This window comes from Streptomyces sp. NPDC002785 (genome assembly GCF_040295565.1).
GTDB lineage: Bacteria > Actinomycetota > Actinomycetes > Streptomycetales > Streptomycetaceae > Streptomyces.
Window position 1 is genome coordinate 1 of sequence record NZ_JBEOVN010000194.1, and the last position, 13,305, is coordinate 13,305.

11 protein-coding genes and 2 tRNA genes are annotated in these 13,305 nt (G+C 68.5%); 5 read left to right on the top strand and 8 right to left on the bottom strand.

Annotated elements, in window-relative coordinates:
* The first annotated feature begins 351 nt into the window (after window positions 1-351).
* Both ABTZ94_RS30820 and ABTZ94_RS30830 read left to right on the top strand, forming a co-directional pair.
* Window positions 352-789, top strand: a complete 438-nt coding sequence (locus ABTZ94_RS30820) for a hypothetical protein (RefSeq protein WP_351205644.1) — start codon at window positions 352-354, stop codon at window positions 787-789.
* Window positions 790-1,177: 388 nt separating this feature from the next.
* Window positions 1,178-1,504, top strand: a complete 327-nt coding sequence (locus ABTZ94_RS30830) for a hypothetical protein (RefSeq protein WP_351205628.1) — start codon at window positions 1,178-1,180, stop codon at window positions 1,502-1,504.
* A gap of 361 nt (window positions 1,505-1,865) precedes the next feature.
* Here the strand turns inward: ABTZ94_RS30830 and ABTZ94_RS30835 are convergent, their stop codons facing one another.
* From ABTZ94_RS30835 to ABTZ94_RS30850, 4 genes are all read right to left on the bottom strand, one after another.
* Window positions 1,866-3,314: a Cys-Gln thioester bond-forming surface protein gene (locus ABTZ94_RS30835; RefSeq protein WP_351205630.1), complete on the bottom strand. Its 1,449-nt coding sequence runs from the start codon at window positions 3,312-3,314 to the stop codon at window positions 1,866-1,868.
* 228 nt (window positions 3,315-3,542) lie between these two features.
* Entirely contained in the window at window positions 3,543-4,166 is a 624-nt protein-coding gene (locus tag ABTZ94_RS30840; RefSeq protein ID WP_351205632.1) for a single-stranded DNA-binding protein, read from the bottom strand.
* Between the two features lie 100 nt (window positions 4,167-4,266).
* Window positions 4,267-6,234 carry a YfjP family GTPase gene (locus ABTZ94_RS30845; RefSeq protein ID WP_351205634.1) on the bottom strand — a complete coding sequence of 656 codons (1,968 nt, stop codon included), beginning with the start codon at window positions 6,232-6,234 and terminating at the stop codon, window positions 4,267-4,269.
* Window positions 6,231-7,883 (bottom strand): ATP-binding protein, encoded by a 1,653-nt coding sequence (locus tag ABTZ94_RS30850; RefSeq protein WP_351205646.1) that lies wholly within the window; start codon window positions 7,881-7,883, stop codon window positions 6,231-6,233. The genes ABTZ94_RS30845 and ABTZ94_RS30850 overlap by 4 nt, the downstream gene beginning before the upstream one ends.
* 329 nt (window positions 7,884-8,212) lie before the next feature.
* Between ABTZ94_RS30850 and ABTZ94_RS30855 the strand changes: the two genes are divergently transcribed.
* A tRNA-Arg gene (locus ABTZ94_RS30855) sits at window positions 8,213-8,285 on the top strand.
* Window positions 8,286-8,866: 581 nt separating this feature from the next.
* On the opposite strand, the gene ABTZ94_RS30860 is transcribed toward ABTZ94_RS30855, so the two are convergent.
* The 3 genes from ABTZ94_RS30860 to ABTZ94_RS30870 form a co-directional block, all read right to left on the bottom strand.
* Window positions 8,867-8,951 (bottom strand) — tRNA-OTHER (locus ABTZ94_RS30860).
* 97 nt (window positions 8,952-9,048) lie between these two features.
* Window positions 9,049-10,233, bottom strand: coding sequence for a hypothetical protein (locus tag ABTZ94_RS30865; protein WP_351205636.1), 1,185 nt, complete (start codon window positions 10,231-10,233; stop codon window positions 9,049-9,051).
* Between the two features lie 88 nt (window positions 10,234-10,321).
* Window positions 10,322-10,663 carry a LexA family protein gene (locus tag ABTZ94_RS30870; protein ID WP_351205638.1) on the bottom strand — a complete coding sequence of 114 codons (342 nt, stop codon included), beginning with the start codon at window positions 10,661-10,663 and terminating at the stop codon, window positions 10,322-10,324.
* A 260-nt stretch (window positions 10,664-10,923) separates the two neighbouring features.
* Here ABTZ94_RS30870 and ABTZ94_RS30875 point away from each other — a divergent pair, with 260 nt between their 5' ends.
* Window positions 10,924-11,085 carry a hypothetical protein gene (locus ABTZ94_RS30875; RefSeq protein WP_351205640.1) on the top strand — a complete coding sequence of 54 codons (162 nt, stop codon included), beginning with the start codon at window positions 10,924-10,926 and terminating at the stop codon, window positions 11,083-11,085.
* Between the two features lie 462 nt (window positions 11,086-11,547).
* Window positions 11,548-12,045 carry a hypothetical protein gene (locus ABTZ94_RS30880; RefSeq protein ID WP_351205648.1) on the top strand — a complete coding sequence of 166 codons (498 nt, stop codon included), beginning with the start codon at window positions 11,548-11,550 and terminating at the stop codon, window positions 12,043-12,045.
* Here ABTZ94_RS30880 and ABTZ94_RS30885 read toward each other — a convergent pair.
* Window positions 12,011-12,919, bottom strand: coding sequence for an IS5 family transposase (locus tag ABTZ94_RS30885; RefSeq protein ID WP_351205642.1), 909 nt, complete (start codon window positions 12,917-12,919; stop codon window positions 12,011-12,013). The two genes, ABTZ94_RS30880 and ABTZ94_RS30885, sit on opposite strands and share 35 nt — an antisense overlap.
* Window positions 12,920-13,305 lie beyond the last annotated feature (386 nt).

Sequence of the window (13,305 nt, forward strand, 5' to 3'; positions counted from 1 at the left end):
TTTTGGCCAACGCGGAAGGGGGTCCCCCCTGGCCCTTAAGGCCTTGGGGGAGTGCGTGCTGGGCGGCGCGACGGGGCAAAGCTTGCCGGGAGGGGCACTGGAGAGACACATCTGGTTGCGACCTGCGGCGATGCGCAAGGCCGCTGCCTGCTGGCCCCTTCCCATGGGGCCAGGCCGATGTGTCCCCGTAGTACTGGATTCCTGCCCGGGGCGGGCACTGCCGCTGGGGGACTGCTGGAACCCCGCTCTGCACCTGTCGCTAGAGTGCGATGCTTGTTCGATTCACCGCGGGGTGGAGGGGGAGGCGTTGTGAGCGCACAACTGAGAGACACCGCCAGCGAGTTGGCGGCGATGTTGTGGCGGGAACACACTGTGTACCGGGAGCGGTCCGGCGGTGTGGTCATCCGGGGTGAGCATGTGCGGCGGTGGATCAGCCTCGCTCCGGCGGGCGGCCGGGACGAGGTCCTCGTACGCGCGGGGCGCATCCTGGACGGCGGCACCACCGCTCCGGCGCGTTCGGAAGCCGTGGTGCCCCTCTCCGCCGGTGCAGGCGTGCTCGCCGCGACCTGCCGTCGCCTGCTCGCCGAGGCGGCGGCTGATGTGGCGCCGGTCGCGCCGGGACGGGCAGCGCCCGGGCGGTCCAAGCGGTCCAAGCGGTCCAATCAGTCCGGGAAGGCCGCGCGGCCCATAGGCAGTGGGAAACACACCAGTTTCGGTTCATGGATGATCCTCGCCTGCGTCGCCGGTGTGATCGCCCTGTACGTCTACAGCACCGCGATGCACGGCTAACCAGTACTGCAGGAACACATCAGCCTGGCCACATGGGAAGGGGACAGGTCGTAGAGGCGGCCAGGCGGCGGCCCTTGCGCTCCGGCACGCCGGAGTGTCCCTGTGGATCAAGGCCGGCGTCGACCCCGTGGAAGTGGCTCGCCGCGCGGGGCACACGCCGGCCGTTCTCTGGAAGTTCTACGCCAAGATCCTGCGCGGCCGGCAGCAGGCATCGAACCGGCTGATCGAGAGACACCCCCACGGTGAGTCGCTGCCACGACGGTTTTCAAGACCGCCCGCATACGCGAACGCCTGAGTCTCTGAGCTGCACATTCGCTACGAGTGTCCCCCGGCGGCGCTTCGGTGGCTCACACCTGGCCTCGACGCTGCGCCGGTACGCTGCCGACCCATGACACCGCCCAGGACAGACGCCCAGGCTCTACCGGATCGCCCGACTCTGCTCTGGGGAGTTTCCTTCACCTCACTGGGCGTTTTCCTGATCACCTGGGCTCTGCTCTGGGTGAATGCATACGTGGTCAACGATGACCTGCCCAACGCCTGCCACGACCTGCGGAGGAATAGTTTCCCGCCGGAGGTGGCGTGCGCTTCCATGGACGGAACGCTCACCGGCGCGAACGCTGGGTGGATCGAGGCTCTGTTTTTCGCCTCGCTCATGGTGTCAGTGATGTTCACGACCATGGCACTGGTAATAGCCACGATCGTTCGCAAGAGGTGACTCGCACGCCCGGATCTCCGAACTGCGTAACTGACCTAACGCTGTGAGCTGCGCCGAGCCGTCAACAGTCGATAGAGGCCCATGACCGTGTCTGTGTCCCCCTCTGAACGGCCTTGAAAACCGTCGTGGCGCGAGTCACCGTGGGTTCAAATCCCACACCCACCGCCAGCCGGAACGGCCCCTGCCCAGTGGCTCTTAGGCTCTAGTGGTCGTTGCAACACCCCAGCGCGGTACACCCCATCCCGCCCCCCGGCACGCACCGCCCCCGCCTTCCGGCATACGACGGCCCCGGTACGCGTCCGCGTACCGGGGCCACCATCAGGCAAACGTGACAGATTGCCTGCTGTTCGTCACTCCGTGATTACTGGGCGGAGGACTGCGTCTTGCGCTTGCGGAGGAGGAAGACCGCGCCGCCGCCGACGACGACGAGGGCGATCGCGACGCCCGCGATGATCGGAGTGGCGCTGGAGCCACCGGTCTCGGCGAGGTCGCCCGTGGACCCGGTCGAGCTGCCGCCGGCCGTGGCCGTGGCCGGGGCGGGCTGGCCCTGGGTCTGGGTGTCGAGGCCGCCGGTGCCGCTACCGCTGGTCTTGCAGTCCAGGACGCCCTTGAACGTCTTCGAGAAGCCACCGGGTCCGGTGATCGTGAAGTCGTACGCCTGGTCCTCGGCGACCGGGACGGTCACCGTCTCGGACTTGCCCGCCTCGATGGTGTGCTTCACCCCGGCCAGCTCGAAGGTGAACGCCTCGTCGCCCTTGTTGCTCGCGGTGACGTCCACGCCACCCTTGGCGCAGTTCTTCTGCGCCGAGACCGCCGGGATCGCACCCTGCTTGGCCCAGGTCGCGGCGGCGGCCGCGGAAACCGTGGACTCGCTGGAGCCGGCCAGGATCATGGTCTGGCTCTTGGTCGCCCCGGCGAAGGCCCGGCCGACGGGCACCGATGTGGTGGCCTGGACGGTCAGAGACGCGGAGCCGTCGGCGGCGCCCGCCGGTACGTCGAAGTAGAGCTCAGCACCGTTGGCCGCAGCGGTCACGGGCTTGCCGCTCTTGTCGGTGACCTTGACACCGCTGGCGGCGTCGGCGGGCGGGGTCACGGAGACCTGGCCCGCATTGGTACGGACGGTGACCGGCCCGAGCCGCTCACCGGACTTGCCGGAGACCGCGGCCGGGTCCAGGGCGAGGGACGCCTTGGGCTCGGCCTGGTCGGTGGCGTTGTGTTCCAGCCAGTCGGCAAGCTTCTCGGCCTGGCCGTCGGTTGCGTCGACATCGACGTTGTCCGAGTAGCGCCAGATGGCGACCTGGGTGCCCGCCGCCGCGGTCTTCTCGGTGAGCGGCCCGGTGCCGGCCTGCTTGGCGAGCGCCGCGAGGTCGTCGACCTGCGGGTAGGAGTGCTCCAGGATCCAGCGGATCTTGCCCGCGTTCTTGTTGCCGCCGAGCGAGGTCTGGTTCCAGGGAGTCTCCAGATACTTCGCCCGGTCCTGGGTGGGGTTGTGAATGTCGATGCAGTACGTCTTGAGCTTGCCGCCGCCGTCGACGGTCATCTCGAAGAGCCCGGCGGGCAGCTCCTGATTCCGGCCGTCCGCGTGGAGCACAGCACCGTCGTAGGTCTTCAGCCCGTCCAGGACCGCGGCCGCGCCACCTTGATGCTGCGGCGCCTCGTCGGCGACCGCACTGCCCGCGCCGACGAGGGCGCCTGCCACGACCAGACCGGATGCCACCACCGAAGCGGCCAGCCGGGCTATGCCCCGCCGCCGTGGAGAATTGGCCGTCTCCGTGGACGACAAATCGGTCGCTGAAGAAGCAGAAAACACAGAATTCCCCTCCGGGCGAGACCCTCCGTGCCTGATGCGCGTGTGGGAATTTTCCCGCCAGTCGACTCAAGTCCCCCGTGTGTACTGGGAATCCTAAGGACGAAGCGATGAACAATCCCCCGTCATACCGTCGTACAACCATTCCGAATCGGAATCGTTATCGCCAGTATCGCGCGCGACTCCGTGTCCCTCGGTCCGCCGCGATCCGCCCAGGTCGCCCAGGTCCGGTCACGGAACCGACGCAAGCTCCTGGTCACCTTTCTGACGCCCCGTCGACCGCTTGGCTCGCTGCCGCCCGGCTCGTTCGCCGAGTTCGCTCCGTTCACCCCCTTCCTCCCGTTCACCCCGCTCGGCTCGTTCACCCCGCTGGGCTCGTTCGGCCCGTGGCACGTCGTATGAACCTCCCGAGCGTCCCGACCCGCCCGAGTCACCCGCCCCGCCCAAGTCCCCCACCCTGTCCACGCTCCCCGAGCGCGTCACCAACCCCGGATCAGCCCTCATCACCCGCCGGAACGCAGCCGTCCCCCGGGTCAGGTCGTGTCCCACCGCGACCGCCTCGATGTCCACGAACGTCCTGTGCCGGCCCTCCCGTTCCTCCTCGCGCACCTTCAACCTGCCGTGCACGACAAGTGGCTCTCCGACGGAGACGGAACCAGCCAGATTCGACGCCAGTGTCCGCCAGGCCCACACGGTGTAGAAGCTGGTGTGTCCGTCCGTCCAGAACTGTTTCTCGCGGTCCCAACGGCGCGGCGTCACCGCGAACCGGAATCGCGCCATTCCGCCGGTCGCGGTCTCCCGGAACTCCACGCCCGTCGCCGCGTTGCCCACCAGTGTCACCAAGGTGTCGTTCATGACTCCGCCTCCCCTTCGGCCTTCGGCTCCAGTGACCACACCCGCGCGGTCACTGATCCCAGGTTGAAGGGAAGGCGGAAATCCTGCTGATGCCTGTGGACTACCGAACAGTTGTGGAAAACTCCGTCACCGCCACGTACCGCTCCCGCACCTCGCGGTACCGCACGAGCTCCGCCGCCACCGGATCGAGCACCCGTGCCCGCCCACAGGCCGCCGCCGCCTCGCGCAATTGACGCTCGGCCTCCTGCCCGTACCGTCGCGCGGGCCCCCGTGCCGCGGCAGCGCACGACCACTCCACCAGCGGGCCGCCGATGATCCCGGCCAGCATCACCAAGGCGGGCGTGAGGAATCCCGGTTCGAGTACGCCGACGATCTGGCCGACCAGCCATAGACCGCCGAAGATCTGCAGCAACGTCATCGATGCCTGTGCCAGCACGGCGGCGGGCCACCACCTGGGCCGCGGCGGCTTCCCGCCCACGCGACCACTGTGCGCCACGCCGGAGGCCCCGGCCACCCCGGTCGCCACAACCGTCGCGCCGCCCGCACCCTGCGCACCGCCTGCCGCGCCGCCCGAGGAACAGCTCACCGCCCGCCCCCGCCCGTCCGCGGCAGGGGCCCTTTCCGTCAGCTCGTCGAGCGCCTCCGGCAGCCCTTCCGCACCGTTCACCGCGGCCTCGCGGACCGCCTGTGCCCAGGGGCCGGGCAGCCCGTCGGTGGCCTCGTCCGCCACCGTCCGCACCGCCTGTTCGACGCGTTGCCGGGCGGTGAGCCGCTCCTCGGGGGGTGCCGGCTGCGCCGGGTACTCCAGGCGTCCCGGCCGCCGGGTGGACTCGTACCAGCGCCACAGCCGCAGCCACGGCGTACCGCACGCCCGGCCGGCGTTCCTTCGCCACTCGCGCTCGGCCGCCTGGCCCGCCGCAGCCGCTCCGACGGCCTCCGCGAGCCGGTGGGCGAACTCCTCGCGGGCCTCTTCGCCGAGACCGGGCCGCCCCTCGGCGACGTACACCGGACGGAGCCTGGCCGCGGCGGCGTCCACATCCGCGGACAGCCGGCGCGCCGCTGCCGTGCGCCCCTGGACGAACCGGCCGAGCATCTCGCGCAGTTCACCCACGCCTTCGCCCGTGAGTGCGGACAGGGACATGACGGTGGCGCCCGGTTCGCCGTGTTCACCGAGCGCCATGCCGTCCTCGTCGAGCAGCCGGCGCAGATCATCGAGGACCTGGTCGGCGGCGTCGCCGGGCAGCCGGTCGATCTGGTTGAGCACGACGAAAGTGATCTCGGCGTGCCCGGCGAGCGGCCGCAGGTAGCGCTCGTGCAGGGCCGCGTCCGCGTACTTCTCCGGGTCGACGACCCAGATCACCGCATCCACCAGCGCAAGCACCCGGTCGACCTGATCACGGTGCCCGGTCGCCGCCGAGTCGTGGTCGGGCAGGTCGACGAGGACGAGCCCCTGGAGCGCCTCGTCGGCGTCCGCACCGCTCTGCTGCGGCCTGCGCCTGAGCCGTCCCGGAATGGCGAGCCGGTCCAGCAGCCCGGCGGCCCCGTCGGTCCAGGAGCAGGCGATGGGGGCTGCGGTGGTCGGCCTGCGCAGCCCGGTGTCGGAGATCTGGACGCCCGCGAGGGAATTGAAGAGGGTCGATTTGCCGCTGCCGGTCGCTCCGGCGATGGCAACGACGGTGTGCCGGGAGGAGAGCCGCCGACGGGCTGCCGCTTCGTCGAGCACGCGTCCCGCTTCGGCGAGGGTGGCCCGGTCGAGCCTGGCCCTGGACAGCCCGACGAGTTCACGCAGCGCGTCGAGCCGTGGCCGGAGCGGACCGCCGGACGGTACGTACGCCTCGACCTGGGGCGGCCGTGCGTCGTCGTCCGGGGCGATCCCGGACTCGGCGTTCGCCGCCTTGACGGCCGCACGCCGGGCGATGAGCCCGTCGTTCCAGCCGCCGCCCGCCTCCGGCACAGGTGCGCGACCGTCGTCGGGTGTCGGGCGCAGGTTCCTGTGGTTCTGGTCCCCGTCCTCGTGAGAAGCGGGACTCTCGCCCCGGCCGGGCCCCTCGTCAATGACGGCAGTCATCGCTGCCACCTCTCCTTCTGCAGTACGGACAGCGCGGCGATCAGTTCGGCCTGCGGTTCCGGGGCCACGTCGAGCGCGTCGAGCGGTGCGAGCCGCCGGTCCCGCTCGCCGTCCAGCACCCGGTCGAGGCAGTTGGTGAGCAGTGCGCCGCCCTTGTCGCGCAGCCGCAGCGCACCCTGGGCGCCGATCCGTTCGGCGAGCTGTTCCCCGGCGCCGCGGGTGCGGCGACCGCCGAGCAGTGCGGCGGCCAGGAGCGCCACCACTGTCTCGGCGTCGGGTGCGGCGTTGCGTTCGAGTCGGCGCACCTCTTCCTCGGCCAGTTCCTCCAGCACCCGCCACCACCGCCGTACAGCCATGGCGATCCGGCCCCGGATGTCCTCGGCGGGCCCCCACCCCCCGGCCTCCCGGCCGACATCCTCGAAGCCGAACACCCCGGCCGCGGGCTCGCGCTGCCAGGTCGTGCGGATCCATTCGTCGGCGGCGGCCACGGCGCACTGCAGAAGTGCGGCGAGACTCTCCACCAGCGCTTCGAGGAGTTCCTCGGAGGTGCTGTACATCGGGTATCCACGCCAACGGGTCCGGGCGTCCCCGGCGAGCGCGCCGCCGTTGCGCAGCCGCCGCCTGACCCGGGTGCCTTCCGTGCGGTACGCGTCCTCGACCACACCGGTCAGCCGCACGGCCGCCGCGTACTGCGCCGCGACGGCCCCGGCCAGCGCGGGCATCCGTACGTCCAGCGAGTCGATGACCCCGGCTGCCGTACGCCCGACCGCCTGCTGACGGGCCGCCGGGTCCTGGGCGCGGTGGCTGAGCCAGGCCCGCAACGGGGCGACCGCGGTGGTGGGCAGCAGCCCGCTTCCGCCGCCGGCCGATTCGGGCAGCTCGGGAATGGTGAAGCGCGGCACCTCACCGAGGCCCGCCTTGGTGAGCAGCGCCCCGTACTGCCGGGACACCTCGGCGATCACCTGGTGCGGTACCCGGTCCAGAACGGTGACGAGCGAGGCGTCGTACTCCTTGGCGGTACGCAGCAGGTGCCACGGCACGGCGTCCGCGTACCGGGAAGCCGTGGTCACCATCACCCACACATCCGCGGCGCAGATCAGCTCGGCGGCCAGAACCCGGTTCCGTACCACGAGCGAGTCGATATCGGGTGCGTCGAGCAGCGCGAGCCCACGCGGCAGCCCTGTGGCGGTCTCGACGCGCAGCGCGGTCCCGTCCTCCTCCTCGCTCCCGTCGAGCCCGTCGAGGTCGTCGCACCGGCCGGGATCCCCGCTCTCCTCCGGCGGCAGCCAGACCCTGGTGAGCTGCGGCATTACGCGGACCCCCGCGAACCAGTGGTGATCATCCGGATGGCAGACGAGCACGGGCGTCCGCGTGGTCGGGCGCAGCACCCCGGCCTCGCTGACCAGCCGCCCCACCAGCGAATTGACGAGCGTCGACTTCCCTGCCCCGGTGGACCCTCCGATGACCGCGAGCAGGGGTGCTTCAGGATCTCTGAGCCGGGGAAGCAGGTAGTCGTCGAGCTGGGCGAGCAGCTCGCTACGGGTCTGGCGGGCGCGCGCGGCCCCCGGCAGCGGAAGTGGAAGACGCACGGCAGCGACACGGTCGCGCAGGGCGGAAAGTGCGTCGATGAGCTGAGGCGGTACGTCCAAGGTCACCACATGCGAAGAATGCCCAATTTTGGCGCCTTTTTGAAGCGTATAACCGCCTCTGCGCGCCGGTTCTCCCCCTCGAGACGGACTCAGGACAGAGAGGACGAGTGGGGCGCAGGCATAACGAGTGCACAACACCCGGGGCGCGAGGCGTCAAAAGCGATGCATAAATCCCACCCACCTGCGATTATCGGTTCGCTTCACCGAACCTCCACATCGTGCCACGCAGGTGAAGCAACCAGGTCGAGGCGATCGGAGCCCTATCCTTGTCCCGGCGGGTCACCGACCTGCCCGGCCCCAGGGCTCCAGGCCACCGAGGCCGCCACCCGGCCCCCGTAGCTCAGTGGATAGAGCAGGCGCCTTCTAAGCGCTTGGCCGCAGGTTCGAGTCCTGCCGGGGGCACCTCTCCATAGGCACTACTTCGGTAGGGCCTTTTTGCTGGTCAGAGGGCCAATCGGACGACCCGCAGAAACCTCGGAGCTCCCCCGAGGATCACGGGGAGGCTTCCGGGGCTGTCCGGCTGTCACCGGGTTTCTGCGGGTCGCTGTGTCGAATGCGTGTCGAAGTTCTCGGCGCCGGATCAGTCGGCGCGATCGAGGCCGGGGCTCCGGCGTGGTGCGGCGCCGTAGGGCGAGACGGAACATGCAGGAACAACAGCAAGGGCGTCATGATGGGCTGCCACTTGCGTCAACATAAGTGGCAGAAAATGAAGATGGTGGTCGTGCGCGAACGGTGGCGCCTCCTCGCGCGGGACCTCTTTCCCAACGCCACAACTGCCTTGGCCTCCTTGGGTGGGATCTTGGCGCTCGTCTCGAGCGTCGTCGCCACTCTCCAGCCACTCTTCGGCAAGGGCTGGTAGGTGACCGCGCGCCCCTGCCGTGCCCGATCGACCGGGAACTGAGGGGGAACCACGGTGGCTCACGGACAGCGCCAATGAGAACGGCCCCTGACCGATTTACCTGATCAGGGGCCGTTCACCTGCGCGGTGGGTGTGGGATTTGAACCCACGGTGACTCGCGCCACGACGGTTTCAAGACCGTTCCCTTAGGCCGCTCGGGCAACCCAGCCACGCCCCGGCCACCTGGGGCGGAGCGGGCTACAGGTGCGTCACGTACGGTCGAGTGATCAGCTCTTCTTGGAAGAACTGGGCTTGGCGACCTTCAGGTCAGCAACCGGGGACGGCTCCGGCACAGTTGTCGGGGCGGTTCTTGAAGATCTTGCTGTGCTTCAGGATGACCTCGGCACCCACCCAGTTGTTGATGCCGCCGCCATGCCGGGCAGCGCGGTTCTCAGTGACCTTCGTGTAGTCGAGGGTGAGCACCGCGGGGTCTGCGGCGTCCTCCTCCTCGTTGTTAATGCCGCCGCCGTCCCGGCCGGCCTGGTTGCCCTTGATCGTGCTCTTCTTCAGGGTCGCAATGCCCTCGTTGTTGAGCGCGCCACCGTCACGGCCCGCGACGTTGCGGTGGAAGGACGAGCCCGTAACCTCCAGCGTGTTGTTGTTCGAGGGGTCGTTGTTGATGGCGCCACCTTCGAGGCCGGCGTAGTTCTCAACGAACTCGCTGCCCTTGATCTTGGCGCTGCCCAGGTTGTTGATGGCGGCGCCGTCATCGTCACGTGCCTCGTTCTTGGAGAACAGCGTGCCTTCGGCGGTCAGCGTGCCCTGGTTCTGGATGCCGCCGCCGTCCTCCTCCGAGGTGTTGCCGGCGATGGTTGACTTCTTGATCGTGAGGGTGCCGTCCGCGTTGTTGCTGATGCCGCCGCCGTCGGCGGCGTCGCTGTCCTGGTCGAAGGCGATGTTCGTGAGGACGCGGCTGTTCACCAGAGTGACATGCCCGCCCTCATTGGAGATGCCGCCACCGTCGCCGGTGATCTGGTTGCCGATGACCGTGCTCTTCTCCAGCCATAGCGAGCCCTCGTTGGCGATGCCACCGCCGTCCGCGTTGCCTTCGTCGTCGTTGGGGTCGAAGGTCAGGAGCCCACCGGTCACCGTGACGCCCTTAAGGGTGAGGCTGCCGCCCTCCTCGACGCGGAGGATTCGGAACTCGTCGCCCCGCACGGAGCGGATCAGCGTCGACTCGTCACCAATGATCTTCACGTCGCGGGTGATCGGGGGCAGGGCGTTCAAGCCGTCGAAAGAGGTCTCGAACCGGTAGGCACAGTGCTTGGCCAGCTTGATCGTGCCGCCGCCGTTGTTGTTCGCGTCCTTGATGGCTTCGATGAGGTTCTGGGACCCGTTCTCGTCGCAGTCGATGGTCACGTCGATCTGGGCCGCCACAGCCGGTACCGCCGACACGCCCAGACCGAGGCTTGCCACCAGGGCCGACCCGGCAAGCACCAAGCGCTTCTTCATGAGTGTCCTTCCTCTTGTGAAAGCGGCCCGCCAACCATGCGCAGCATCCGTTGGTCACGAATAAGCGAAAGGGGCAATTGGGGCGCTTCTAGGGCGCGTCAGAAGTACCACCTGGCTCCACCGGTGTCACACATCGCGATGCGGAGGACAGGAAATACATACGGTTGACCGCGACAATTGCTCCGCGTGGCCGAAGCGACCGGCGAGCAGACCGCGGTTCACGGGGGCAGCCGTTCCTAATGCAGACCGATACCCCGCCCGGAACCACGCCTCCCGGTGAAACGGAGGACCCCAAGCTGTCCGTCTGGCCAAGGTGGTACGCCACGGACGCCGGACTCGACAGGCCGACGCTCCGGCCGATCTCTCGGATCGTGGGCGCCTCGCCACGCTCGGCTACCGGTGCCGACCAAGTCCTCTGTGTCTGCGACACGGTCGCCGAGGCGAAAGCCGGCCTGGGCGGGTGAAGGCGTCGGCATCCGCGTGGGCAGTCCGTTGACGCGTGCCTGTCCTTTGCGGCGCGCGTTGGGGAGTCCGACCAGCGAGATCGACCTGCCCACCGAACTCACCGCATAGCCTCAAAACGAGATCACCGAGTTGCCGTCAATACACCACTCCAGCGGACGTGACCTCCTGGACCACTCTGCCGATCACGGACACTGCTTGCTGTACACGCCCGATGGCTCCCTCGCCTTGACTGATCTCGGGCTGCTACTGCGGGCCCAGCGGATCGGGGAGGTGCCTTTGTCGCGCCCGCTCTTCGTGATCGAGGAATGGTTGGAATCGGAGTACTACCGCGACCATCTCCCGCTGGAAGGCGCCCCGGTCGTGCACGTATGGAACGATCCTTCGTAAGGGCTCGCGCATGGCTCTGCTGCGACGCCTCCGGCAATCCGAGCAGCAGATGACCGCACCACAGCCGCACCAGATCGAGCGGGGAACCACGGGGAATCACGGTTCCGCCACACGCGGCGACGCGGGCCGTGATTCTCTCGTTTCAGCAGCTCAGCAGCCGAATCACCGCTATATCCCCCCAGCTTCCCAAGCTGAGGGTGGGCCTCTACGCTCCCCTTGTGGTCGACATCAAGCTTCCGAAAGCCTTGGTCGCTCTGCAGTTCGACGTGTATGCAGCCCGGTTGAGGGTGATCGAGCACGTTCGCGGGCACGGGGCCCGTATGCGACTGGAGTTCTGAGAAGCTGTTGTCTTTCCGAGGGTGTTCGCCGGGTTTCCGCTGGTCAGGTGCAAAGTCGCTTTCTCTGCAGTAGAGATGACACGTTGTGTTCTCTCTTCGGTGGAGGTGCCGGATGCCGTCTGTGATGGGGTTGCTCGAGGAGCGGGAGGTCGCTGTCCGGCAGCGGGTGGAGTTGCTGCGGGACGAGCTGGACCGGCTCGTTGCCGAGCTGGAGGAGGCGGAAGCCGCGCAGGATCGCCTTGTGATCGCGAAGGAGACGGTGAGCCAGGTGCTGTCGGAGTCCCGCGAGCCCAAGGACGTGGAAGTTTCCGGGGATGCCCAGCCGATTGTTCCAAAACCGGCGGCGCCCCGTTCAGTGGTGCCGGTGCGACGGGAGGGGCTTGACGTGACGGTACTGTCGCCGGACTACCAGCGGATCATGCACGTCCTGGCTGATCGTGAGCGGTCCGGCGAAGGGTCGGCGATCTGCCGGCAACTCGCCGACGCGCTGGACCTCGAACTGGTCCCGGCGAAGATCGAAGGGGTGCGGTCCAAGGCGAAGCGCCTGGCCGCGCGGGGCTGGCTCGTCGAGAACACCCCGGGCTCCTTCAGCGTCGCCGCTTCGCAAGGCGGCGGCTCATGACCATGGTCATCGACCACAGCACCATCGCCTCGGACGTGTCGGCCCGCCTCTCGTAGTCGCGGACCAGGCGGCGCGAACGCATCAGCCACCCGAACGTCCGCTCCACCACCCACCTGCGGGGCAGCACCACAAAGCCCGAAGCGTCCGCATTACGTTTGACGACCGTCAGCGCGAGACGCAGCACCTTCGCGGCGAAGTCGGCCAGGGGCCCGGTGTAGCCGCCGTCGGCCCAGACCAGCCTCAGCAGGAAGAACCGCTCGGCCAGCCGGGCCAGCAGAACGTGACCCGCCTCCCGGTCGGTCACGTTCGCCGCGGTGACCATGACCGTCAGCAGCAGCCCCGTCGTGTCGACCACGATGTGTCGCTTACGGCCATTGATCTTCTTCCCGCCGTCGAAGCCGCGTGAGGACGCGGGCACGGACGCGGCGGCCTTGACCGACTGGGCGTCGATGATGCCCGCGGTCGGCTCCGGATCCCGGCCGGCCGCCTCGCGGGCCTTCCCACGCAGCCGCTCGTGAAATTCCTTGACCAGGCCCTTGTCCCTCCATCGGCGGAAGAACGCATAGACCCGGTCCCAGGCGGGGAAGTCCACGGGCATCGACCGCCACTTGATTCCGTTGTCGACGAGAAAGCGGATTGCGTCGACCATCTGCCGGTGGCAGTAGCTTTCCGGCTGCCCGCCACGGCCCTCCAGCCAGCCGGGCACCGGCATCGCGGCACGGACCTCGGCCCACTCCTCGTCCGTCATGTCCGACGGGTAATGACGCGTCCGCTCACCATGGTCGGCCGCGTTCCCGTACACATGGGCGAGACAGTCACACGACGGGGTATCCGGGTTGGACTCCACGGTCACCGGCACGGAACACTGAGGCACAGGGCCTCCTGACGCTCGAATGGACTTCAACACCCATGAGCTGTGCAGGAGGCCCTGCTTTCATGCCCGGCCACAAGCCGATCACCCAACCGGGAACCCAAGTTCGACCCGCAGCCGAACCTCTCGGTACGACAACGGCTTCTTAGAGCAGGTCAGGACATGCATCCGCAAGTTTGGGCCAAGCGCCTTCTAAGCGCTTGGCCGCAGGTTCGAGTCCTGCCTGGGGCGCACTGCCCGCACGACCGTGAGGCCCTCCGACCAGGAGGGCCTTTCCTCTGGCCGGAGGCACACTAGCCTCGGGCTTTCACGTGGGTGGGTGTCCGAGGTGTGATCGGAAATGCGAAGAGTGCTCCTGACCAGCAACGATGGGACTTGTCTAGGGTCCA